Raw genomic sequence first — 22,446 nt, forward strand, 5'->3', positions numbered from 1 at the left:
TCCTGGCTCAGGGTCCGATCTCCCTGCTCCGGTCTTGTCGCACCCTTGGGAGCCTGGTCTTCTGTACTCCGTGTGATCCGTACGGTGCGCAGCCCTGTTGCGTGCGCCTCCGGCATGGGCACGAGACCGAAGGAGGGGAACGGCGTGGAATCACTGGCTGGGCAGGACGTACGGGGCACTCTGCGGGAGGGGCTCGGTGCGGCCATCCGCGATACCGCCGAGGAGATCGCCGCGCTGCTGCGCCGGGGCGCTGACATGGAGCTTGCGGTGCCCAGGTCGGAGTGGAGCGTCGGGGAAGCGGCAGCGCATCTGGCGCAGGCCAACGAACTGATGGCAGATATCGCGGCAGGACATGCACGCAGTTACGGGGACGGCACGCCACCACCTGACGTCCGTCCGGCGCCTTGTAGGGAGCAGCGGCGAGGACGGCTAGAAGACTCATGAAGATCTTGCTGAGGGGTCGTTCGGCCGCAGGCCGGGCGGCCCCTCCGGCTATGTGCTGGCCGGGGCGAGGTGCCAGGTTCCGTTGGTTCGGTTGAGTCCGAGGTTGATCAGTCGGCGAAGGTTGAGGGCGGCTGCTCGGGTGTGGAGCCAGGTGTCGTTCTTGATGGTGCCGCGGTAGCGGAGTTTGCGGTTGCCGTGGTGGACGAGCCAGGCGACGGCACGTTCGACCGGTGGTCTCCAGCGCCGGTAGTCGGCCTGCCAGTCGGGATCGGTGGCGGCCTGCTGGCGGGCGGCGGCGAGCAGATCGTGGTGCGGACGGATGGTCAGGATCCGCCCGGCCTTGGCCTTGGTGCACCGCTCACGAAGGGGGCATCCGGCGCACACGTCCTTGAACGAGGCTTTGCGCTGGTGGTGCTGCCCGGCGGGAGCGGATAAAGGGACGGTGTGTCCGGCGGGGCAGGTCACGGTGGCGGCGACGGTGTCGATGACGAAGTCGTCGAGGGTGAAGCCGCCAGGGACGGCGGGCCGCAGCGGTGCGGGTTTGAGGAACAGCCGGTGACCGGCGGTTTCGAGGCTGTGGCGGGCGTCACCTGTGGAGTAGGCGGTGTCACCGAAGGCGTCAACGGGCTCGTCCTCGTCGGTGAGCAGGTCGATTCCGACCATCGCCTCGTGGTGCTCGGGACCGGCTCCGGGCCGCAGGGCGACGGCGGTGTATAACCCGGTCTCGGGCTCAATGGCGAGGTGGGCCTTGAAGCCGTCCTGCTGGTGGGTGCGGGTCTTGTGCACGTGCCGGGCTTCGGGGTCGACAGTGGAGACCATCCGGTTCTGTGCGGTGCCTTGGGTGATGCGCCAGCGCCCGTCGCGGCCGTCGGAGTCCTCGGCGGGCTCCACGTCCTGGCCCGCGACCAGGGCCAGGATGCCGACCGCGTTCGCGGCCTTCTCGCCGAGCTGCTGCTCGGGCAGGTGGCCCAGCAGCCGCAGCGCGTCACCGACCAGGGCGTCGACCAGGTCGGCACGGGCCTGCTCGTCGTTCCAGGCGATCCTCGGCTTGCCCGGGTCGTTGTAGTCGTGCGCGGTGCAGTGCACCGCGACCACCTCGCCGGCCCCGGGGACGTCCCGGATCACCGCCCGGATGGCGGCGATGATCTGGGTGACGGTGTCCTGGGTGGCCACCGCGTCATCCAGCACGGTGGAATCCAGCGCCCGGCGGTGCTTGCCCTTGAGGACACCGGTGGCCTTCACGACCTCCCGCACAGCCTCGAACACCCGGTTCGGCCGGGCGGAACGGGCCAGCCGGCGGCGGAAGTAGGCCAGCAACGACGGATCGAACGCCATGTCATGAAGGCCCAGTCCGCAGGCTGCCTTCCACCTCAGGTCGCACCGCAGTTCCTGGACCGTCTCGAAGTCCGACAGCCCGTGCAGGGCCTGCAGCGTGATCGCCGAGGCCAGGATCTGCGGCGGCATACTCGGCCGCCCGTTCGCCGACGGGTACATGTCCGCGAACATCTCCGCTTCGAACAGCGTGCTGCGATGCTCGGCCAGGAAAGCGAACACACTCCCCGCCGGGATCAAATCCCGGCAGGTCTCCCACACATCCGGCCCGACCGTCTCCCCGGCCCATTCCCCCATCACCACAACAAGCAGTCTGGCCCCGCCGCTCACGCGGCGGGGCCAGAACTCCAAGATCTTCATGAGTCTTCTAGGGCGTGTTTCGAATGTGCTGGCCGAGCCCCTGGGGCGCGACGAGGTCATGTAGGGGTGAGGGGAAGCTCATACGCCATGTGACGTTCGGTGATGCTCAGCCCTGCCAGTGGCAGGGCCTGGCGTACGGTGTCGTCGAATTCCCAGATGTTCAGTTCGGTGACCGTGGGGTGGTCGTGCCGCAGGTGTGTGACGAGTTGCGCGATGAGCGGGGCGAGGGTGCGCGGCTCGGTGCGCTGGTAACGGATTGCTTCCCCGGCGTTGAGGTGGGCCATGTGTCCCTCGATGGCGGCCGAGATTTCCGCGTCCGCCGTTGCCAGCGTGAGGTCCGGTTCGGGCAGCCGCCGGGCGGGGGCGTCGGGCAGGCCGACAGGGGGCTGCCACGTGGCCGGGTTGATGCTCCAGGTACGGGCGTATTCGCCGTGTCCGTAGGCGTTCAGGGCGGTCGCGGCCTGGCCGTCGGGACCGGTATCCGGGCCGCTCCACCGCAGGGTGCGGTAGCTGGCGGCTCGGGCCTCTTGCGCGGCCCGGCGGTAGAGGCCCGTGACCATCTCGAACTCCTCGGCGGGCGGCGGGAGAGGGCTGTAGTGGCCGGTTTCGAGGCGGTGGGCTTCGCGCGGTACATAGAGGGCCTGCACGCGCGCGGCGTGCTCGCCGTCTGGGTCCTCGTAGAGCCGTGCCCAGCCCAGCAGAGTCCCCTCGCGCCGAGCCGCGACGTTCCCGATGGTGCGCGGGCGGTTCTCGTCATCGTCCAGAGAAGGCAAGGGTTGGCCAGCCCTTGCGTACAGCTCCTCGTAGAGACGCTCTTCCGCGTCCGGCTGACTGATCCACTCAAGGGACATTTCGAGCGTCATGGTCGCATGGTACGACTGCATAACCGGAGAAGGCGCGTCGACTGTGCTGGTCACAGCCACTCGTTGATGGCGGCGATAGTCAGTGTGGCCTCGTAGCGGACGGCGAGTTTGTCGTATCTCGTCGCGACCGCGCGGTGTCTTTTGAGGCGGTTGATCCCGCATTCGACAGCGTTCCTCTGCTTGTAGACCTCGCGGTCGAAGGCGGGCGGGCGGCCGCCGGCGGATTCGCGCTTCTTGCAGTTGCAGGCCTGGTTGTCGGGTTCGGCGATGGTGCAGCGGATGCGTTCGCGCAGGTACGCGCGGTTCGCGCGGGAACTGTACGCCTTGTCGCCGAGCACCCGGTCCGGCCGGGTCCTGGGATGTCCACCGTGCGGCCGGGCCACCCGGATACGCCCCAGGACGGCCCGGAACTGCGGGGAGTCGCCCCACTGGCCCGGGGTGACCAGCCTCGCCAGGGGCTTTTGCCCCTGCTCACAGGCGAGATGGGTCTTGGTGGTCAGGCCGCCGCGCGAGCGCCCGAGGTCATGGTGGTCGGGCTCGGTCTCGACGCCGCCCGGGGGTTCCTTCTGCAGGTCCCCCTCTTGCGGGCCCCGGCGGCGTGCTGGTGGGCGCGGGCGACGGTGGAGTCCACCGAGACATCCCAGGTGATCAGGCCCTTGGCGTCCGCGTCGGCCTGCAGGTCCGCCAGGATTCGCTTCCAGGCGCCGTCCCGCTGCCAGCGGCGGAACAGGTCGTACACCCGGCCCCAAGGCCCGTACCGTTCCGGGACATCCCGCCACGGAGCCCCGGTCCGCGTCCGCCACTGTATGCCGTCGATCAGCTGCCACCTGGTCCATATCGGCGGGCGTCCCGGCTTCTCACTCACCGGCAACAGCGGCTCCAAGCGGGCCCACTGCACATCCGTCAGATCTCCACGTGCCACGAAGCAAGATCATCGCACCTCAAGATCCACTTTCGATACACCTAGGTCGATCGGGTCGCGTTCCTCTGCCCGGGAGACCAGCACCGCTGCGCTGAGCAGGTCGGGTGCCTCGACGCCCGGTGCGGGCCACGGCGTCGCCACGGCGAGCCGGTTCTGGGTGAGGGTGCCGGTCTTGTCCGAGCACAGCACGTCGATGCCGCCCAGTTCTTCCACCGCGGGCAGATGGGAGACCACCGCCTGGCGGCGGGCGAGCTGGCGGGCGCCGACCGCCATGGTCACTGACAGCACCGCAGGCAGCGCTACCGGCACCGAGGCGATAAGGACGACCATGGCGAACTCCAGCACCGTCAGCACGGGGCTGCCGCGCCCCACGGACACCGCCACCGTCAGGGTCACCAGAGCGAGCGCGGCGACGATCAGGTACTGGCCAATCTTGATCACCGCGCGCTGGAAGTGGCTGACCGTCCCTGCCGCCTGCACCAACGCGGTAGTGCGGCCGAAGAAGTTGGCTGCCCCGGTGGCACACCAGGGCGTCGGCCTCGCCGCGCACCACCACCGCCGCCGAATACAGCACACCTATCCGCGGCCCACTGGCAGCGACTCTCCGGTCAACGCCGACTGGTCCACCTCAAGTGCGCCGTGACCCAGCAGGCGGGTGTCCGCGGGGATCACGCCCCCAGCCGGAGGTGGACCACATCCCCCGGCAGCAGCTCCCGCACCGGCACCGTCCGCCATGCTGCATCCCCGACGCCGACCGCGTGCACGAGAAAATCACGGCGATGGGCTTTGCGGGAACTGACCGCACCACCCGGCGGGCGGTCGCCGCGGCGAAAGCCTCCTAGCGTGCCCGGCAGTGTGGTCTGGCGCCATCGATACTGCCGCTGGTGGTGCGGGTGATCCCGACGGTCCGCACGTCGCGGATCCCGAGACGAGGGGCGAGCCAAACCGCCGGGATCACGCCGCCGCGCACGGTATCTACCACGGCTTGCCCATGTGGAGGCTGGGCAGAGATCCGCCCAGCCCCCGGTACGTCGATGGGCGGGCAGCCGCCCGGCTGGAGCTCCGTGCGGGGCCGGTGGAGCGGGGTGTCCCGCCGCACCGGAAACCCGCCCGGGTGCCGTGCGACCAGCAGACCCTTCGTCTCACCTCGTCTCACACATCTCTCACAAACGAGAGCGCACGGGAGCACGCGAGAACCTCTGACCTGGACATTCGCTGTCGCCACGGACCACGGCGGACCAGGTGGACATTACATAGGCTAGGACCGGATTCTAGTGATCAAGTCAAATGCCCAGGTCAGAGGCTGTTTTACTGTTCGCCGAGGGCGGACATCTCACAAATTTCTCTACGAACTTTCGTTTGGATCACCGGGCGGCAGAGGAAGATGCCTGCGATGTGAAGTCCGGCCGGGTAGATGGTTGCGGCCTTCTCGTAGCGGGTGGCGATGCCTCGCCCCTGCTCGATGACCGGGTCCACGAGGGTCTGCATGACCGAAGTCGGACACTCATTCGCTCGTGGCCATTGGCGGTGTCGTGTGTGGCCTCAGGACATAGATGACATGCGCTGCTGCTCGGCCTGTCACAGTGCTGGGGCAGATCGTCTGGATGCGCCTCGCCCGGGGAGAGGTGGCCTGGGCGCAGGTGGCCATCCTCGTCGGCGTGACCGCGGCACTCGGCACCGTCTTCGCGCTCAACTTCACGATCGGTCACCTGCGGGCCGCACGCGAGCAGGTCAAGCGGCTGGGCGCGCATCAGGAACGGGAACGAGTCGCCCGGGACATGCACGACATCCTCGGCCACACCCTCTCCACGATGACCGTCAACTGGGTCTGACGCGGCGCATCCTGGAGTCCTCCGGGGACGTGGCCCTCGCCGTCGGCCAGGTCGCCGAGCTCGAAAACTTGGCCCGCACGGCGCCGTCCGAGATGCGGGCCACCATCTCGGGCTACCGCACGCTGTCGCTGGACAGCGAACTCGCCGGCGCCCGCATGGCCTTGCATGCCCGTGGTCCGGGCCGAACTGCCCGCCGCGACCGACGCCGTGCGCGCCGAGCTGCGCGAGGTGTTCGGCTACGTCGTGCGGGAGGCGGTCACCAACGTGCTGCGGCACTCCGACGCCGAACTGTGCACCGTCCGCATCGGACCCGACTGGGTCGAGGTCACCGAGGAACGGCAGTTCCACCCGCGGCGCGCGCGCCGGCAACGGCTCACAGGCCTCACCGAACGGCTGGCCGCAGTGTCCCTCGAACACGGGCCCGCCCCCGGCGGTGGGTTCCGGGTCCTCGCCCGCGGGCCGGACCCGGCGATCCACCTCGCACCTTCGCACGAAGCCGACCCGACATGATCCGTGTCCTGCTGGCCGACGACCAGGCACTCGTACTCGGCGCTCTCGCGGCCGTGCTCCGACTTGAGCCCAACATCGACGTGGTCACCGAGGTCGGCACCGGCACCGAGGACGATCAGCGGTACCACCGCCTACAGCGCATACGTAAGCCCCATCAGTCCATATGCATCGACGCTGTTGGACTACAACGCCCGGATCGTGAGTATCACGGTGGCCGCCGGATGGTTAATCTGGCTGGTTTTCACGACGGCTCCACAACAGGACGGCACACGAAAGCTATCCCCAGCGGTGAGCTGGGCAGGACATGCTGTGGCGGTCGCGGCTGTCCTGCTCAACCAGGCGGATCCGACCAGCAACTGGTGGGGCCTGCGCAACCTTGCGGCAGCGGCTTGATGCCGAGCTGGCCTGGCCATGACTCCCCTGATGCGCTTGGCGTCGTGGTGAACCGGTTCAGCGCACGAAGGCGATTTCCGGGAAATGGCGCGAGGGGCCGTCGAGCAGGTTGCTGTGCTGGTGGCGCAAATGCTTGTCGAAGAAGGCGGCGACGTAGGTGCGTTGGACCTCGATGGAGCGGTTGGGGTCGATCGTGCCGAGTGCCTGCTGCATTACTTCCGGGGTTATCCCGAATGCGCCCGGCGCCTGGGGGAACAGGACCTGGTTGTCGACGAAGGAGTTGTGCCCGGAGCCGCGCAGCTTCAGGTCGAGCCGCTCTCCGTGCAGGTTTTCCCAGAGCCGCGCCCAGCTCCCGTCGGTGTTGCGGTTGTGGTGCTCGGAACTGAACAGCATGTAGGGGCGGTCGAGCCGCTGGTGTTCCGACGAGCCGAAGAGCTGGCCGTCCAGGTTCGCGCCGGCGTCGATCCTGGAGTCCGCGTGCATGGCAGCGGCGACCGACCCGCCGCCGAGGGAAGCGCCGAACATCCCGACGTGTTTCGTGCTCACGGCCTGGGTCAGCCCGTCGGGGAGCGGCTTGTGTTCCACATCCGGGTTGTGCCCGCGGGCGATCTCGGCCAGCTGGTCGTTGACGAAGTGGGCGTCCGCCGCCCGGACGTCGATCAAGTCGCGCGATCTGGTGCCTGGCGGCAGCATGCTCCCCTCATGTCGCCCGCCAGGGAACACCACATCGCCGGTGTCGTGGGTGTGGTCGATGGTGACGACCAAGTAGCCGCGGCTGGCCAGGTCCTGAACCAGTGCCGTGCCCGTCGCACGGTTCCCGCGGCCGCCGGGCGAGTACAGCAGCACCGGCAGCTTGCCGAGTTTGCGGTCAACCGGGGCGCCGGTGTGCCCGGCAGTGGTGGGCAGGGTCACCCCGCCGGGCAGCACCTGCTGGCTGTTGGGGAGAAGCGCGGCGGGATAACGGGAGGTGTGTGTGGCCGGGTACCACAGCGAGACCATCAACTCGCGCTGCTGTGTGGGCACCCACGGATCCATGCGTTTCACGTCGCGCAGGTGAAGATCGACCGTTCCGACGCGATGACGCCCGGTCGGAGCGGGGAGAGTCAGCTGGCCCGGGGCCGGCGCCACCTTCAAGGACGGCGCCCGGCGCTGGTGTTGCGCCGCGTCGTCCAAGCCCACCGCCTGGCCCGGGGCCTGCGCCGCGTCGTCCAGGGCCACCAGCTGGCCCGGGGCCTGCCCCGCATCGTCCAAGGACGCTGCAGTGGTCATGGGCGCACTGGTGGCCTTCTCCGCGGCGGTGGCCGGCGCGATCCCGGCGCCCAGGGCGAGGGTCAATAGTCCTGTGGTGCCGGCGACCCGGGTGCGCAACCGGCTGTGGCGCCTTCGTGCGTGCTTCATGGGCAGCCCCCCTCCATGGTGGTGATCGCCACGTGATCAGCGATCGGCTGGCGGTCATCGTATAGGCAGTTTTGCCATGGCCGTACCAACCCACCTGATAGTGCCGGGAGTTATCCCTACGGTGGTGGGTGAGGTGAGCGCTCATGACGCGTCCGGAACTGCACGGTGCCGACTTCGAGCCCCGTCCGCCGCCGGGCTCCTGCGATCGGCTTTTCGCTGGATCCATATGGGCGGGGAACTGTCTGTCAGCGCTCGTGGAGCAGGCCGCCGAGTTGCGTAACACCGAGTGCCCATACGGGATACGTGCGAGAGAAAACCCCTGGTGCGGACCGGTGGCAGTTGTCATCGACGGGCCACTCGGCATCCTCAGACAACCAGTTGCAGCAGCAAGGCCCAAGCCGACGGAGGGCCGGTGTGAGCGACCGGTCCGTTGCCTCATCCCGAGGGCTGAAGGAGAGTCAGCCCCGGCCAGAAGGCCTCTGTGGAAGATGGCTGGTTCACGCCATCTCCGGATGGTGGCCATCGGATCCAGGTTTGCTTCGACTTTGCTCACCGTTTTCACTGAACGCTTTCCTTACGCGGCAGTTCGTAACTGCTGACCTCGCCGACCAGCCCCTGTGGATTTGCGGATTTACTCGGGAAGGGGACGTTTCGGGGGCGCACTTCAGCGCAACCGCGACTGTGTGTGAGGCACCGAACGCAGAGCGGAAACAAGCGGGAAACCGGCCCTGCCGACCGGTGCGTGAGAAATTCCCCCATGTCGGGATGAGGTCGAAGACGCATAAGCGGCCGCTTCCGAGGGCGAGTTGAGCCCAGTGTTGTACGGGCCGGCAATCCGGGCACAGCACGAACAACCTTGTGATTATCCTGTGTTCCCAGTATTCATACTGATTGAGTTGCCGCACGGCATCCCCATACACCGAGAGGACGCTGCCCTGCTCGCTGTTGCCCGCGCGCCCCGTCCGCACCGCACCCGACGCCGCGCCGACATGCCCATGCTCGGAGGCGTCCGCCCACCGATCGCCGCACTGCTCTGCGCCCTGCTGGCAGTTTCCGCGTTAACCGCTCTCGGTCTCGGCACCGTTCACGAACAGGATGTGCCCCAGGCCCTGAGCGACGCGGAACGCCAGATCGCCCAGGATGCCGCCGGCTCGGTCGGGACCTCCATCAACGCAAGTGCCAGGGCTGTGCGCCGCTCTGCGGCGTCGGCCACACCCGCCGGCAGCAGCAAACCGGCGGCAGTTCTGCGGTCCCTTCTCCCGACCGGGCACCCTGCGGCGGGCGGTGTGCTGCTCGACCCGCGCACCGGCAAACCGCTGGCGGCCAGTGGGGAAAAGGTGCCGCTGACCGGGGTGGATGCGAAGGATCTGGCGCGGCCCGATACCGGCAACATCGCGCCCCGGGTGGTCGCTTCCGGCAGTGGCGCACCGCGGCTGCTGCTCTTCGCCCGGGTGACCGTCCCCGTTGCGGGCCGCAAGCAGGACGAGAACCAGGATCAGGCGGGTGACCTGAGAGGGGATCAGGACGCGGAGGAACGCGGACTCCTGCTTGTCGTCTCCGAAAAGGTCGCTGCTCCAGCGGTGTACGGAGCTGGGCGCACCGGGCAACTGGTGGACCGGAACGGCAAGGTGTGTGCGTCCGCCCCCACCACCGGTGCGGCCCTGACGGCCGCTACCGGCCACCGTGCGCTGCCTGCCGCTGCGGCGAACGCTGCGAACACCGCGAACACCGGCGTCCACACCGGCGACGTCTCGGGCAGCGTGCTCGGTGACGGTCACAACGGGCTGCGCAGGGTCACGGGGTGGGCATCGGTCGCCGCGGCGGACGGCAAGGACGACGTCTCCGGCCTGGGACTGACCGTCCTGACGGCCCGGGAGGTGCCTCCGGCGAAGGCGGGAGGCGACCATATGTGGTTCGCCCTCGTGGCCGCGGGCGTGCTGGTGGTGATCGCCGTGCTGGTCACCCTGGTGCTGTGGGGCACGATGCAGCGTCCGCTGTTGCGGCTGCATCTGTCCGCTGCCCGGCTGGCCAACGGTGTCGGCGACATGCCGGGGGGACGTGAGGAGTTGGCGCGGCCGGTGCCTGTTGACGGGTTCGACGAGCCCGGCAGGATCGGCCGGGCGCTGGAGTCGATACGCCGCCAACTGCTCGGTGAGACGGGGCCGGAGCCGGTGCCGCCGGTGCGGCGCCGCCCCGGCGTCCGGGCTCTGGTGCTCGTCTGCGCCCTCGTCATCGCCGCGTGGGGGGTGCCGCTGCTGTTCCTGTTCAACCGGGTACCGGCAGCCAAGGCCGTACCGGCAGCCGCCGTCGCCGACCAGCGGGCCCGCACCGAGGCCGCCGCCGACCGGGTGCAGCGGACCCTTGCCCGGAGCCGCACCGACCTCGCGGCGGCGGCGTCAGCCCTCTCCGGTGCGCCACCCGAGCGGGCGTCGGAGGTGCTGCGGCGCGAACGCGCCGACCACCCCACGTTCCGGTCGCTGTATGTGCTGGACCGCACCGGTGCCGTCGTGCGGCAAGTGGGCCAGCAGCCGCTGCGCACCCTCGTCCCTCCCACCGGCGAGGGAATCACCCAGGTCAACACGTCGGGCAAGATCCCCGCGATCGCCGCCTACGCCCGGATACCGGCGGCCAGGAACGCCAAAGGTGCCAAGAAGGCCGAGGACACCGCCCCGGCAGTGGTCGTCGCAGAGATCGGCGTCGACGAGCTGAACGACCTGGTCACCCGGCCCGGGCTCGGCAAAGTGTGGCTGACCGACGAGCACCACAGAGTGCTCGCGGCGAGCGTCGGCTTTGAAGCCTTCGAGCCCCTTCCCAGCCGGCGCCTCACCCGTCTGGTGGCCAAGACCGACGCGGCGCCCGGCAGCGCGGGCAACCCGGCATCGGCCGTGCTGCACGCGGGGACGGCCCCCGGCGAGGGCCTGTCGGTCGCGGCCGCCGTGCCACTGGCACCAAAGGGGCCTGCCGCCGGACTCGGCTGGCGGGTGGTCTCCGCCGAGCCTGCCGCAGCGCTCAAACTGGCGGCATATCAGGTCCAGGCACGCACCGTGCTGGCCGGGCTGCTGGCCCTGTCCGCGGGGGGCGCCTGCCTGGGCTGGCTGTACATCGTGGTGGTCCGACCGCTGCGCATCCTCACCGGATGCGCGGAGCGGCTGGCCGGCGGTGACCGCCGCACCGTGCTGTTCCCGGTCCACCACGACGAGTGCGGTTCGGTCACCCGCAGTCTGGAACTGCTCCGGCAGGCGCTGGTGGAGCGGGACCGTGGCGCCGGAGCCGACCTCGCCGCTGTCCCTGCCCCCTCGAGCGCACCGTAGTGAAGGACCAACCGACGTGCTTTTCCTCTATGTTGTGCTGCTGCTGAGCTGTGCCGCCCTGCTGATCGCCGGCGTGCTGGAGCAGCGGCGCCACTACGCCGCGCTGGCGCAGATCCCCACCCGGGTGCTGGTCAACGGCATTCGCGGCAAGAGTTCGATCACCCGGCTGTGCGCGGGGGCGCTGCGCGGCGGTGGTCTGGTCACCGTGGCCAAGACCACCGGCACCGCTGCCCGGTTCATCCACCCGGACGCCACCGAGGAGCCGGTGTACCGGAAGTTCGGCATCGCGAACGTCGTCGAGCAGATCGGCATCGTCCGGCGCGCGGCGGCATACCGGCCGTGCGCCCTGGTGATCGAGTGCATGGCGGTGATGCCCGCACTTCAGGAGGTCAACCAGGACAAGCTGATCCGCTCCACCATCGGCGTGCTGTGCAACGTGCGCGAGGACCACCTCGCCGAAATGGGGCCGACGTTGGACGATGTGGCCCGCTCGCTGTCCCGGTCGATGCCGTTCGACGGGATCTGCGTCACCGCCGAGCAGGAGCGGCTGCACATCCTCCAGGAGGAGGCGGACAAGCGGAGGTGCCGCCTGATCGCCGTCGATCCGGAGTCGGTCACCGACGAGGAGCTGCGCGAGTTCAGCTGGTTCACCTTCAAGGAGAACGTCGCCATCGCGCTGGCCGTGGCCGAACTGCTCGGTGTGGACCGGGCCACCGCACTGCGCGGTATGTGGGACGCGCCGCCGGACCCCGGTGTGCTCTCCGTCGAGCGCTACCGCACACCGGACGGCAAGCGGCTGCGCTTCGCCAATGTCTTCGCCGCCAACGACCCCGAGTCGACGCTGATGAACGTCCGTCAGCTGGAGGAGCTCGGTGCGATCCGCCGCCCGCTGAACGTGGTGATCAACTGTCGCCCGGACCGGGTGGAACGCAATGGGCAGATGGGAGCGATCGTCCCCGACCTGGCCCCGGAGACGGTGTTCCTCATCGGGCATCCGACCAAGAGCGCCCTCGACGGCATCCCGCCGGGCTCGCCGGGCCGGGTGGTGGATCTGGGCGGCGACCGGCGCGACGCGCAGGAGCTGACCCACGCCCTCCTCGCCGAACTCGCCCCGGATTCCTCGCTGGTGGCCGTCGGCAATATCCACGGCCAGGGCGAACTCCTCCTGGATCACCTCGGCAAGCTGGCCCCGGACCATGCCGACGAGCCGCTTCCGGTCGCGCACCCGCCCGAGACGGAGCCGTACAGCTGGGTGGGGTCGCTGAACGGCCCGACGTCCGGCGCACCTGTCCCGAGCCCCTCCTCCGCCCATACCGATGCCCCTGCCGATTCCCGGTACGAAACCGCAAGGAAGCCGCTGTGATCCCCGTCATCGTCACTCCGCAGACCGCCGCACTGGGGATCGCCCTCGGACTGCTCTTCTCGCTGATCTGCTATCTGACCACCAACCTCTCTCCCGGCGGCATGATCACCCCCGGCTGGCTGGCGCTGACCCTCGTCACCGATGTGGTCCGGGCCGCGATGATGATCGGCGTCACGGCCCTCACCCTCGCCGCGACCAAGCTCCTCCAGCGTCATGTGATCCTTTACGGGAAGCGGCTGTTCGCCGCCGTGGTGCTGTCCGCGGTACTGCTCCAGACCACGGTGATGCTCGCCCTCCAGCACGAGTTCCCGCTCCTCTACACCGCCCAGACCCTGGGCTTCATCGTGCCCGGCCTGATCGCCTATCAGCTGGTCCGCCAGCCGTTGGCGGCCACCGTGGTCTCCACCACCGCGGTGACCCTCGGCACGTATGTGGTGCTGGTTGCCGGGCTGCTGCTGGGGGCGCTGCCCGTCGGCTGAACGAGCCACACGCGTCCGCCGTACGCATCCGCACGCAGAGGAGGTCACCATGGGCACCCACCCCACCCCGTCCGGCAGGCCCAGTCGCCGTCAGGTCCTGGCCTGCGCCGCCGGTCTGGCCTCCGCCGGAGCGATCACCGGATACGCCTGGCACCACTTCCGAAGCGGCGTGCCGGGCAGTGACGTCCCGGTACCGGCCGGCGGCTACCGCTTCGAGCGCCGCGCCGCGCCCGCCCGTACGGTGGTGCGCGCCGCCGACGACCGCGTGCTGGCCACCTTCACCGACGGCGCCCGCACCGCGCTGCTGACCGGCCCGACCCGTACCTGGAGCGAGCCGCGCACCACCGGCGCGGTGGTGCGCAGTGACGCCTGGGTACGGCTGATGGGCGACGCATGGAGCCAGGGCAAGGAGCGCACCCACTGGTTCCGCGAGTGGTTCCCCAAGGCGCTGGCCGACCGCAGTCCGGACGTCTTCGCCGTGGCCTTCCAGTACGGCGACGGGGCACCCGATCTGCGCACCGCATCGGGCCGGCGCTACGCCGGCAACGCCCGCTTCGGGCCGCGTGTCCCCGGGCAGTCGGAGACGTCGTTCCACTACCGCGATGAGAAGTCCGACTTCTACGACTACCTCGGCGTTCCCTGGACCTTCCCGGACGGCGTCCGCAAGTACCCGGAGAAGGAACGCTACGGAGCCGTGGACTGCTCCGGCTTCATGCGCCTGGTCTGGGGCTACCGGATGGGCTACCCCATGCACGCCACCAACAGCCCGGGGATCGGCCTGCCCCGCCGGGCCTACGCCATCGCCACCCGGGCCCCCGGCGTGCTGCTGATCCCGAACACCGGCCGGCCACCTGCCGACTTCAGCCAGCTGCTCCCCGGCGACCTCGTCTTCTTCGCCATCGACATCGGCAGACCGCACGGCATCGACCACTGCGGCATCTACCTGGGGCCGGACACCGACGGGCGCCCGCGCTTCTACTCCAGCCGCTCGCGGGCCAACGGGCCCACCATGGGCGACTTGGCCGGCCGCGCGACGCTCGACGGCCCTGGCTTCTACGCCCAGGGATTCCGCATGGCCCGCCGCCTGTGAAACCGACGCCCCCAGCCCGCCGCCCCAAGAGAGACCCCGCCATGGCCACCGCCCCCCTCACCCGGGACCCCGCCGACAGCCGCCCCCGCACGGACGGCATCACACGCACCCTCCGCGCCACGCTCCGTCAACGAATATCCATCAGCCGGGAGTCCTGCGCCCTGCTGCTGATCCTGGCAGCTGCCACGGTGCTTTACACCTGGGCCATCGAGCGTGCCGGGGTGCACCCGTACTACAGCGCGGCCGTGCGGTCTATGGCGGCGGACTGGCACGCCTTCGTCTTCGGCGGGCTCGACCCGAGCGGCTCGCTCACCCTGGACAAAATCCCCGGGGCGCTGTGGCCGCAGGCCCTTTCCGTCAGGCTCCTCGGACCGTACAACTGGGCGGCGGTACTGCCGCAGGTGCTGGAGGGCCTCCTCGCCGTCTGGGCGCTGCACCGGATCGTCCGTGCCTGGGCCGGCCCCTTGGCAGGGCTGCTCGCCGCGCTGGCACTCACCCTCACCCCGGTCACCGTCGCGCTCAACCGGCACAACATCCCCGACACCTTGCTCGTTCTGCTGCTGGTCCTCGCGGCGGGATCGCTGCAGAAGGCCGTCCGCACCGGGAAACTGCTGCCGCTGCTCGTCTGCGGAACATGGGTGGGGCTGGCCTTCCAGGCCAAGATGGTGCAAGCCTGGCTCGTCCTGCCGGTCTTCGCCGCGGTGTACCAACTGGCGGCACCCGGCTCCTGGTGGGACCGGGCCCGGCGGCTGCTGCTCGCCGGGATCACCGCACTAGTCGTCTCCTGCTCCTGGCTGCTGCTGGTATGGGTCACCCCCGCCGCGAGCCGTCCCTACCTCGACGGAACCACCAACAACAACCCCTTCACCCTGGTCTTCGGCTACAACGGGCTGAGCCGCTTCGGCCACGACCCGCACGCGCTGGGCGCCGTCGCCGGCACCGCCGCCAGCCGCACCACCGGGAACACGGGGTGGACCATGGTGGTCAACCAGAGCGTGGGCCCGCAGATCGCCTGGCTCCTGCCGCTCGCCGTACTGGCCTTGGCGCTGGGCGTGTGGTGGCGCGCCGGACGACCGCGCACCGACGGGCCGCGGACAGGGTTCCTGCTCTGGGGCGGCTGGCTGGTGATGCACCTCGTGGTCTTCAGCAACTCCAACGGCAACCACGGCTACTACATGGCCGTACTGGCCCCGGCCCTCGCCGCGCTGACCGGGGGCGGAATCGCCCTCTTCCGGTCCGAGTACCACACCGGTGGCCGACGTCGAGCGGCACTGCCCGTCGCAGTCGGGCTCACGGCACTGTGGGCCGCGGTAATTGACGGCCCGCACAGCGAATTCGCGCCCTGGCTGCTGCCGGTGGTGCTGATGCTCGGCCTGTGCGGGACCGTCGGCCTGTGGACCAGCGGGCCCCACACCACACGGCCGGCGGTGCACAGCGCCCTGGCGGCGTCCCTGGCGGCCGTACTCCTCGCCCCGGCCGTCTGGGCCGCCTCCTGCCTGAACCCGCGCTACCCCGGCTCACCGATCGAACCCCTGGCCGGACCGGTCGGCCCCGGTTTCCACGGTACGCACCATCACCGGGCCAAGGTCCTCCGAAACCCCTTGAACACACCGTCCACGCGGGACACCGCACTGCTGAAGTACCTCTCCGCGCACCGTTCCGGCGAGAAGTACCTGCTCGCCACCCAAGCCGCCTACGGCGCCGAGCCCCTGCTGCGCGCCACCCCGCAACCCATGCTGGTCATGGGCGGCTTCACCGGCCTGACCCCCTACCCGACCGCACGACGGCTCAGTGACCTGGTCTCCACCCACCAACTGCGCTACACCCTGCTCACCACGCGCCGCCCGTCCACACCGGCATCGGCCTGGGTGAAGAGAAGCTGCACCGCCATCTCCCCACGTGCCTACGGTCAGACCTCGGACGGAAGCTTCACCCTCTACGACTGCGCCGGCGGCACATGACCTCCTGAACACGACGAGTTCTGCGGCCCACACACGTATACCGCGCCTGGGTCGCACGGAGTCTGCGTGCCCGGAGTGGGCCTCAGCCCACCGCTTGACCGGTAGCACCGCGCTGATCCGGAATCCGCCCCCGGGCCGCGGCCCGGCGTCCAGGCGGCCGCCGACCATACCGACCCGTTCGCGCATCCCGATCAGCCCGTGTCCGAGCCTGTCGGCCCCGCCCTGCTCGTGCACCTCGTGCTGCGCGCCACGCCCGTCGTCCTCGACCAGCAGATCCAGCGCGTCGCTGCCGTAGACGAGGCGTACGAGCGCGCTCACGTCCGGGCCGCCATGCTTACGGGTGTGGGTGAGCGCCTCACGCCTTCCCCCGCCCCGCCCGTTGCTACGAGCGACGCACCACCGTCATCGATGCATTTTCGACCTCGCCGACACGATCATCACGGTGCGCGGTCTGAGCCGGCAGGCATGGACGACTCACCACTGGGACGAACGCCCGAACCGCCGCCCCGGCGCTCGCGTTCGTCCAGTACCGGTTGACGATCGTCGCACCCAGCCCCGTAAGCCGGTCCACCTCGTCCTGCAGTCGCCCGTCAACGGGGTTCAGCCACAGCCGCGGCTGGTTTCGCGGGTGCTCAGTGGCTCGCTGCTGCACGAGGTGCAGGGAAAAGCCCACCTCGCCGTCGGGCGCGATGCGGACACCGTCGACGCCTGGCCCCATCGGAGCGCCCAGCGCCGCTTCCCAAAACTCTCCCAGCCCGCTGGTCTCCGCGAAGCTGAGACGGCAACGCACCGCGCCTCCGCCGGATTTGGCGGGGCTGCGGTGCGTTACAGGCTGCCGCGCAGGTGGTCTTGGCGGGCGGTGACCAGGGCGCGCCAGCGCTGCCGGACGGTGTGGGCGTCCTCCAGCCACCAGGTGGCGCTCTCCGCGGGCTGGGGCAGGCCGCCCATGGCGGTGGCGATGTCGACGTAATAGGCGAAGTCGCCACCCTCGATCGCCTGGCGCAGGCGATCGAGGGTGGCGGCCAGGTCGTCGTCGGCGCCGCGTACGGCGTGGTGGAAGGCGGTGGCAGTCTCGATGAGCGGGGTGGGCCAGGGCAGGCCGGCGACGGTGGTCTCGGTGCGCAGCACGGTGGCGCGGTTGATGACGTCGCCCTCGGTGCCGGCGTCGCGCACGAGGGCCGCGACGGCGGCGTAGAAGGTGGTGGCGCGCTGGTCGAGGTGGTCGAGGTACTGGTGGGCGAGGGCGAGTTCGTCGTCGGCGCGCAGCGGATCGGCGAAGGCGACCACCAGGGCCAGGAGGGTCTGGGCGATGGCCCGCTCGCCCGGGGCGTCGTGCTGTTCGGCCTCCGTGCGTGCGTCCTCGAAGGCGGCGGCGGCACGCTCGATGTCGCCGTGCGGGAAGCGGATGTGGGCCAGGACGCGGTGGTGGCGGCCCTTCCAGCCCAGGGCCGGGACGGCGGCCAGAGCTCTGGGGAAGTCGCCGCGGATCCGGGCGAGGTCGGCCATGCCGCGGCGGCTGCGCGGGGCGAGCCGGCCATCGGCCTCGGCGACCTGGCGCATGCCGGTAAGGGCTTGGCCGGTGCGGCCGAGGTCCGTGGGCCTTGGCCCGGTAGTACAGGGCGAGTTCGGCGAGTCCCCCGGACAGCAGGCCGGTGTCCAGGACGGAGGTGAGGCGCTCGGCGGTGCGCTCGCGGTGCTCGTGCCGGCGGCGCGTGATGGCGTCGAGGAGCTCGGCCAGAGCGTCGGCGGATGTGTCCGGGCCCGGCTGCGGCTCGGAACCGGGGGAGGAGGCCGCGGTGGGAGAACAGGGGCGGCTCGGGCCGGGGTTCAGGCGTAGGGGTTGGTGATGGTGTGCGGGCGCTGGGCGGTGGCCAGGACGTTCTCGGGGAAGCGGGGGCCGGCGACGTAGTGGCGGCCCTTGGTCTGCCCCACCGCCGTCAGCAGCCCCGCCTTGGTCAGGGCCTGCAGGTCCCGGGTGGCCTGCTGGGTGTTGATGCCCTCGGCCTTCTCGTAACGAGAGCGCCGCACCCGCCCGACCATCGCCACCTCGTGCAGCGCGGTGATCTGCCGCTCCGTCACCCCGAAGGTGTCGGCGGCCTCCATGAGCTGCATCCAGCAGTCGTTGGAGCGGTCGACGCGGCGCTGCACCCGCTGGGTCTGCTGGTGGTAGGCGAGCAGGTTGAACCGGATCCACGGCCCGGTGTCGCGCTGAGGTGAGTAGACCGGGCCGCCGACCTCGCGCAGCACCTTGTAGTACTCCCAGGTGTTGCCCGGCATGCCCAGCCACTCCTCGACGGAGGAGAACTCCGGCGCCAGCACTCCGCCCCGGGCGATGACCAGCCTCTGCAGGGAGCGGGACATCCGCCCGTTCCCGTCCGACCACGGGTGGATCTTCACCAGGTTCAGGTGCGCCATCGCCGCCCGCACCAGGACGTGGGCGTCCAGGTCGCCGTCGTTGAGCCAGTCCACCAGCTCGCCCATCAGGCCCGGCAGCAGGTCGACGTCCGGGCCTTCGTAGTCGGTGGCCAGCTCATCGCCGGGGGCGGTGATGCGGATCGCAGTGCGACGCCACTGGCCGGCCAGCCGCAGCGGATGGTGGTGGCCCTGCAACATCCAGTGCAGCGAGTTGAACAACTCCTTGCTGTAGCTGAAGTCGCCTACGTTGTGCAGGGACTGGATGTAGGTCATCGCCTGCTGGTAGGCCAGCGTCTCGGCCTTGTTCTCCTCGCTGGCATCCACCGCATCGCGTTCGCCGTCCATCAGGTCCGCGACATCCTTCGCATCGACCTGGTAACCCTCGATGGTGTTGGACGCCGCGATCGCGCTGGCCGTAAGCGCCTTGCGCAGATCCTGCGTCCACTTCGTCGGCACCTGCTGCGCCGCGTGGTGCAGCTGCTCCTGCAGGGAATTGATCTCCTCCAGGACCCGGCGGTCGTCGGTGGTGAGGTGAGGCGTCTGATACAGCATAAGTGAATGATACCTGACTCCTATCATTCCTTCAATGCTGCAGCTTTATCACCGTCCGTCCACGATGAACATGAACTCGCCCAGCTCGACGAGCAGGGCCACCGGCCTGCCGACCCATGCTGGTCACTGGTCAACACACCAGGTCAACGAAGCGTCTGCTGGACTGGATGGAGTGACAGGCGGCGCGGGGCAGCCGAGCAGGCGGCGCGACCATGTAACGGACCGGCGAACCCGAGCTGAGCGCTGGTGAGCTCCGCGATCGGCTGACCGCCCTCAGCTACAACATCGAGCAACAGCTGGCCGAGCTTGCCCGGAGCCGGCGGGCGCGGATCACGTCCGCCGTGTGGACGAGGGGCGCGCCGCTTCCGGCGGTGTCGTCGACGAGCAGTACATCCAGGCCCGTCACGTCTCCGAGCGACGCGGCGTTCCGGATGCCCGCCAGCGTGGTCAGGCGGCATCGATACTGTCGCTGGTGGTGCGGGTGATCCCGACAGTCCGCACGTCGCGGATCCCGAGACGAGGGGCGAGCCAAACCGCCGGGATCACGTCGCCGCGCATGATGCCTACCACAGCTTGCCGATGTGGAGGCTGGGCAGAGATCCACCCAGCCTCCGGTGCGTCGACGGGCAGGCACCCCGCCTGGCCGGAGCTCCGAGCGGGGCCGGTGGAGCGGGGCGTTCCGCCGCACCGGAGACCCGCCAGGGTGCCAGCGTGACCAAAAACCCTTCGTCTCACACATCTCTCACAAACGAGAGCGCACGGGAGCACGCGAGAACCTCTGACCTGGACATTCGCTGTCGCCACGGACCACGGCGGACCAGGTGGACATTACATAGGCTAGGAGCACGTTCTAGTGATCCTCGACAAGTACCAGGTCAGAAGGAGTTTTCAGGCTTCGCTCAGAGCTGATCTCTCACAAATTCTCACGACCGATCGTTCGGCTAGAGGTCACGCGGCTTCTTCGCTGACCCCGAGCAGGACCGCGAGGTGATCGGAAGCGGCCCGTAGGTCTTCGGGGCCGGGATGGACGTACACGCGCTTCGTGAAGTTCGCGCTCACGTGGCCGGCCCACGCCGCGAGGATGACGTCAGAAACCCCGTTGACCGCCAGGAACGTCAAGCAGCTGTGCCGCGCGTCGTACAGCCGCACCTGGCGCATCTTCAACCTCAGCATCAGCGAGTACGCGTGCTCGCGCAGGTGGCGGGTCGTCAGCGGCTGGCCGAGGTGGTCGACGAACATGTAGCCGGACGGGGCGTAGTAGCTGCCCAGCGACATCTGCTCGATCTCCTGCAACGCCTTGTAGGCGATCAGCGCCTGCCGTACAGGCTCGGGCAGAGGCAGGACACGCTCGCCGGCCTCCGTCTTGGTGTCCTTCTCTAGCACCTCGGCATTGCCGATCATCGTTCTCGTGTTGTCGATGGACAGCGCCCCGGCGTCGAGATCGATGTCCGTCCAGCGCAAGCCCGCGACCTCGGCCGGCCGTAACCCCATCAGCGAGAGCAGCAGGACGGCAAACAGGCGGTCGCCGCGTATGCCCATAAGAAACTCCTTGACCTCGACCACGTTCCACGGCTTCGGCCGCCTGTTGGTCCGCCGGTCTTCCTTCCACGCCTTCCGCGGGATCTGCACGTACTCCGCGACGTTGGCGTGAACGAGCTTACGAACGACAGCCCAGCCGAGGGACTCCTTCAGGCGGGCGAGGACTCCGCTGGCTGTGCTGGGACGGAGGCCGCTACCGGCCTTCCCGCCGCGCCTGCGAGCCGCAACGAGCAGCCAGGCGACCATTGACTCGACCTCGTCCTCGGTCAGCTGCTGAACGCGAAGGCGGCCGAGGTACTCGTGAACGTGGACCAGGGCGTTCCTGTACCCCCGGATCGTGCTCGGCTCAAGGTCGCGGGCCTTCTTCGCGACCCACATGTCCAGCACTTCGGCCACGGTGAGCTTGTTGGGCACCACGAAAGTCCCGGCCGCCCGCTGGTGGAGGATGCGGGCGATCTCCTCCTTCACCTCGGTCTTCGTGTCCCTGGTGATCGTTTGCTGCTTGCGCCCACCGTTCTCGTTGCGACCAACGTCGACCACCGCGCGGTAGCGGCTCCGCCCACTCTTGAGCACGATCTTCTTGATTTCCGCCATCCCTCACCTTTCCTGGTGGGCGTCCGCGCCCGGGGTGCCCAAGTTCACTGCTGCCGGTATGGATTCGAAGGGGACAGTCGGATAGGGACCCTCGAATCGGCACCTGTGGAGTCTGAGATGTCCGTGATTCGCGAGAGACGAATACCGCCCGAAGGGCTCGGGCCGATGCTGCACCGCGCGCGTAGGAGGGCAAGTCTCGGCCTCCGAGAAGTAGTCCGGCAGGTCGGCGTGTCCTCCGGGTACTTGGCCCACCTTGAAGCGGGGGAGCGGTGCCTGTGGAGTTGTGAGCGGCTGGGCGCGGTAACGGACCTTGCCGCTCTGTAACGTGACCTTCTTGATTTGCGGCATGCACCCCCCTTACCTAACTGGCCTATTTCAGAAGGCCTCCTGAAGCGCCTACGATAAGCCGCGATTCCTCCTGCTCTGGAGGCCTTCCCCCCCCGGTCAGGCACACACGGCTTGCTCCCGTCATAGGGTCAGTGAGAGAGCGAGACAACGAAGCCCCGTCAGTACGCTCCGGCGAGGCTTCGTCGAGCAACGGCTACGACGTCGTGTGGCGTTCGGCGCGGGCAGCGTTGTACTCCGGCTCTCCACTATCAAGCACGCGTAGCAAGGACGCGGTGACGACGCGAGTCGACCGGCCAACCCTGAGTACCCGGCACGGGAACTCGTCCCGACTAACCAGCGCGTAGCCCTTCGCCCGCGAGAAGCCCAACGCCTTCGATGCGTCGGTGACGCTTCCCGTTCCGCCCCACGTGGCTCGGATGTGTGCGGTGCTGTACTGCGACTCCGGCAACTCGGCGATTTCTTTGCTCAATTGGATTCTCCAGATCATTTCGGGGCCGCGGTCAACGAGTCTTCTAAGAGCGTGTGTGGTTGTCAGGTCGGGGCCGCTGACCGGCGGATGGCTGTGGCGCTGCACTGCTTACGCTGTGCCGCAGCGATGGTGTCGAGTCGAGTCGGTTCCCGGCACATGTCAAGTTCTCACGAGTGACGTCTCCCCGGTTCGCCTATCAAGGCTTACCTGGAAAGCTTATCGACTCGTGTCTCAACTAGTCAATCAAGTCTATTGATGTCCAGTGCGTGTC

General features: G+C 69.1%; 17 protein-coding genes and 4 pseudogenes. 9 read left to right on the plus strand and 12 right to left on the minus strand.

Features of this window, described 5'->3' with window-relative positions; translation table 11 throughout:
* Window positions 1–150 precede the first annotated feature (150 nt).
* From OIU81_RS42625 to OIU81_RS38790, 6 genes and pseudogenes are all read right to left on the minus strand, one after another.
* On the minus strand, window positions 151–354 hold the full coding sequence (locus OIU81_RS42625; protein ID WP_443073895.1) for a hypothetical protein: 204 nt from the start codon (window positions 352–354) through the stop codon (window positions 151–153).
* A gap of 138 nt (window positions 355–492) precedes the next feature.
* Window positions 493–2,073 carry an IS1182 family transposase gene (locus tag OIU81_RS38770; RefSeq protein WP_329154803.1) on the minus strand — a complete coding sequence of 527 codons (1,581 nt, stop codon included), beginning with the start codon at window positions 2,071–2,073 and terminating at the stop codon, window positions 493–495.
* Between the two features lie 119 nt (window positions 2,074–2,192).
* A complete protein-coding gene (locus OIU81_RS38775; RefSeq protein ID WP_329142451.1) occupies window positions 2,193–2,999 on the minus strand; it encodes a hypothetical protein in 807 nt (268 codons plus the stop codon).
* Window positions 3,000–3,049: 50 nt separating this feature from the next.
* Window positions 3,050–3,921, minus strand: a protein-coding gene (locus OIU81_RS38780) for an IS5 family transposase (protein WP_443073894.1) whose coding sequence is annotated in 2 segments (ribosomal slippage) — window positions 3,050–3,544 and window positions 3,547–3,921 — 870 coding nt in all. Because the reading frame shifts where the segments join, the coding sequence is not laid out codon by codon here.
* A gap of 9 nt (window positions 3,922–3,930) precedes the next feature.
* A pseudogene (locus tag OIU81_RS38785) lies at window positions 3,931–4,656 on the minus strand (HAD-IC family P-type ATPase).
* A 573-nt stretch (window positions 4,657–5,229) separates the two neighbouring features.
* Window positions 5,230–5,409 carry a hypothetical protein gene (locus OIU81_RS38790; protein WP_329142450.1) on the minus strand — a complete coding sequence of 60 codons (180 nt, stop codon included), beginning with the start codon at window positions 5,407–5,409 and terminating at the stop codon, window positions 5,230–5,232.
* A gap of 95 nt (window positions 5,410–5,504) precedes the next feature.
* Between OIU81_RS38790 and OIU81_RS38795 the strand changes: the two genes are divergently transcribed.
* From OIU81_RS38795 to OIU81_RS38805, 3 genes and pseudogenes are all read left to right on the plus strand, one after another.
* Window positions 5,505–5,753 carry a histidine kinase gene (locus OIU81_RS38795; protein ID WP_329142449.1) on the plus strand — a complete coding sequence of 83 codons (249 nt, stop codon included), beginning with the start codon at window positions 5,505–5,507 and terminating at the stop codon, window positions 5,751–5,753.
* A gap of 165 nt (window positions 5,754–5,918) precedes the next feature.
* The gene (locus tag OIU81_RS38800) at window positions 5,919–6,263 is read left to right on the plus strand and encodes a hypothetical protein (protein ID WP_329142448.1); all 345 of its coding nucleotides are present in this window, start codon (window positions 5,919–5,921) and stop codon (window positions 6,261–6,263) included.
* Window positions 6,260–6,373 (plus strand): annotated as a pseudogene (locus OIU81_RS38805) (DNA-binding response regulator); the annotation flags it as partial. The gene OIU81_RS38800 and the pseudogene OIU81_RS38805, both read left to right, overlap by 4 nt.
* 340 nt (window positions 6,374–6,713) lie before the next feature.
* Here the strand turns inward: OIU81_RS38805 and OIU81_RS38810 are convergent.
* Window positions 6,714–8,054, minus strand: a complete 1,341-nt coding sequence (locus OIU81_RS38810) for an alpha/beta hydrolase family protein (protein WP_329142447.1) — start codon at window positions 8,052–8,054, stop codon at window positions 6,714–6,716.
* A gap of 989 nt (window positions 8,055–9,043) precedes the next feature.
* Here OIU81_RS38810 and OIU81_RS38815 point away from each other — a divergent pair.
* The 5 genes from OIU81_RS38815 to OIU81_RS38835 are packed head-to-tail and all read left to right on the plus strand — an operon-like array spanning window position 9,044 to window position 16,258.
* Window positions 9,044–11,365: a HAMP domain-containing protein gene (locus OIU81_RS38815; protein ID WP_329142446.1), complete on the plus strand. Its 2,322-nt coding sequence runs from the start codon at window positions 9,044–9,046 to the stop codon at window positions 11,363–11,365.
* Window positions 11,366–11,381: 16 nt separating this feature from the next.
* Complete coding sequence (gene pgsB, locus OIU81_RS38820; protein ID WP_329142445.1) at window positions 11,382–12,728, plus strand: poly-gamma-glutamate synthase PgsB; 1,347 nt, start codon at window positions 11,382–11,384, stop codon at window positions 12,726–12,728.
* Window positions 12,725–13,207 (plus strand): poly-gamma-glutamate biosynthesis protein PgsC/CapC, encoded by a 483-nt coding sequence (locus OIU81_RS38825; RefSeq protein ID WP_033269075.1) that lies wholly within the window; start codon window positions 12,725–12,727, stop codon window positions 13,205–13,207. Before pgsB ends, OIU81_RS38825 begins: the two co-directional genes overlap by 4 nt.
* Window positions 13,208–13,256: 49 nt before the next feature.
* Entirely contained in the window at window positions 13,257–14,297 is a 1,041-nt protein-coding gene (locus tag OIU81_RS38830) for an NlpC/P60 family protein (protein ID WP_329142444.1), read from the plus strand.
* A gap of 41 nt (window positions 14,298–14,338) precedes the next feature.
* Entirely contained in the window at window positions 14,339–16,258 is a 1,920-nt protein-coding gene (locus OIU81_RS38835) for an ArnT family glycosyltransferase (protein WP_329142443.1), read from the plus strand.
* Between the two features lie 93 nt (window positions 16,259–16,351).
* On the opposite strand, the pseudogene OIU81_RS38840 reads toward OIU81_RS38835, so the two are convergent.
* Window positions 16,352–16,618, minus strand: a pseudogene (locus OIU81_RS38840) (ATP-binding protein); the annotation flags it as partial.
* Between OIU81_RS38840 and OIU81_RS38845 the strand changes: the two are divergent.
* Window positions 16,615–16,766, plus strand: a pseudogene (locus OIU81_RS38845) (IS5/IS1182 family transposase); the annotation flags it as partial. The pseudogenes OIU81_RS38840 and OIU81_RS38845 sit on opposite strands and share 4 nt — an antisense overlap.
* 317 nt (window positions 16,767–17,083) lie before the next feature.
* Here the strand turns inward: OIU81_RS38845 and OIU81_RS38850 are convergent.
* The 4 genes from OIU81_RS38850 to OIU81_RS38865 form a co-directional block, all read right to left on the minus strand.
* A complete protein-coding gene (locus tag OIU81_RS38850) occupies window positions 17,084–17,818 on the minus strand; it encodes a hypothetical protein (protein WP_329142442.1) in 735 nt (244 codons plus the stop codon).
* Between the two features lie 267 nt (window positions 17,819–18,085).
* On the minus strand, window positions 18,086–19,225 hold the full coding sequence (locus OIU81_RS38855; protein ID WP_329142441.1) for a Fic family protein: 1,140 nt from the start codon (window positions 19,223–19,225) through the stop codon (window positions 18,086–18,088).
* A 948-nt stretch (window positions 19,226–20,173) separates the two neighbouring features.
* The gene (locus OIU81_RS38860) at window positions 20,174–21,358 is read right to left on the minus strand and encodes a tyrosine-type recombinase/integrase (protein ID WP_329143168.1); all 1,185 of its coding nucleotides are present in this window, start codon (window positions 21,356–21,358) and stop codon (window positions 20,174–20,176) included.
* Window positions 21,359–21,899: 541 nt separating this feature from the next.
* Complete coding sequence (locus OIU81_RS38865; protein WP_329143165.1) at window positions 21,900–22,175, minus strand: hypothetical protein; 276 nt, start codon at window positions 22,173–22,175, stop codon at window positions 21,900–21,902.
* Window positions 22,176–22,446 lie beyond the last annotated feature (271 nt).

It is taken from the genome of Streptomyces sp. NBC_01454 (assembly GCF_036227565.1).
GTDB lineage: Bacteria > Actinomycetota > Actinomycetes > Streptomycetales > Streptomycetaceae > Streptomyces.

What these genes read in the sequence shown, in the direction of transcription:
- OIU81_RS42625 (WP_443073895.1), bottom strand. Translation starts at nt 354, where the DNA reads ATGTCCTGCCGCGATATCTGCCATCAGTTCGTTGGCCTGCGCCAGATG.
- OIU81_RS38770 (WP_329154803.1), bottom strand. Translation starts at nt 2,073, where the DNA reads ATGGGGGAATGGGCCGGGGAGACGGTCGGGCCGGATGTGTGGGAGACC.
- OIU81_RS38775 (WP_329142451.1), bottom strand. Translation starts at nt 2,999, where the DNA reads ATGACGCTCGAAATGTCCCTTGAGTGGATCAGTCAGCCGGACGCGGAA.
- OIU81_RS38790 (WP_329142450.1), bottom strand. Translation starts at nt 5,409, where the DNA reads ATGCAGACCCTCGTGGACCCGGTCATCGAGCAGGGGCGAGGCATCGCC.
- OIU81_RS38800 (WP_329142448.1), top strand. Translation starts at nt 5,919, where the DNA reads ATGCCCGTGGTCCGGGCCGAACTGCCCGCCGCGACCGACGCCGTGCGC.
- OIU81_RS38810 (WP_329142447.1), bottom strand. Translation starts at nt 8,054, where the DNA reads ATGAAGCACGCACGAAGGCGCCACAGCCGGTTGCGCACCCGGGTCGCC.
- OIU81_RS38815 (WP_329142446.1), top strand. Translation starts at nt 9,044, where the DNA reads ATGCCCATGCTCGGAGGCGTCCGCCCACCGATCGCCGCACTGCTCTGC.
- OIU81_RS38830 (WP_329142444.1), top strand. Translation starts at nt 13,257, where the DNA reads ATGGGCACCCACCCCACCCCGTCCGGCAGGCCCAGTCGCCGTCAGGTC.
- OIU81_RS38835 (WP_329142443.1), top strand. Translation starts at nt 14,339, where the DNA reads ATGGCCACCGCCCCCCTCACCCGGGACCCCGCCGACAGCCGCCCCCGC.
- OIU81_RS38850 (WP_329142442.1), bottom strand. Translation starts at nt 17,818, where the DNA reads ATGCGCCAGGTCGCCGAGGCCGATGGCCGGCTCGCCCCGCGCAGCCGC.
- OIU81_RS38855 (WP_329142441.1), bottom strand. Translation starts at nt 19,225, where the DNA reads ATGCTGTATCAGACGCCTCACCTCACCACCGACGACCGCCGGGTCCTG.
- OIU81_RS38860 (WP_329143168.1), bottom strand. Translation starts at nt 21,358, where the DNA reads ATGGCGGAAATCAAGAAGATCGTGCTCAAGAGTGGGCGGAGCCGCTAC.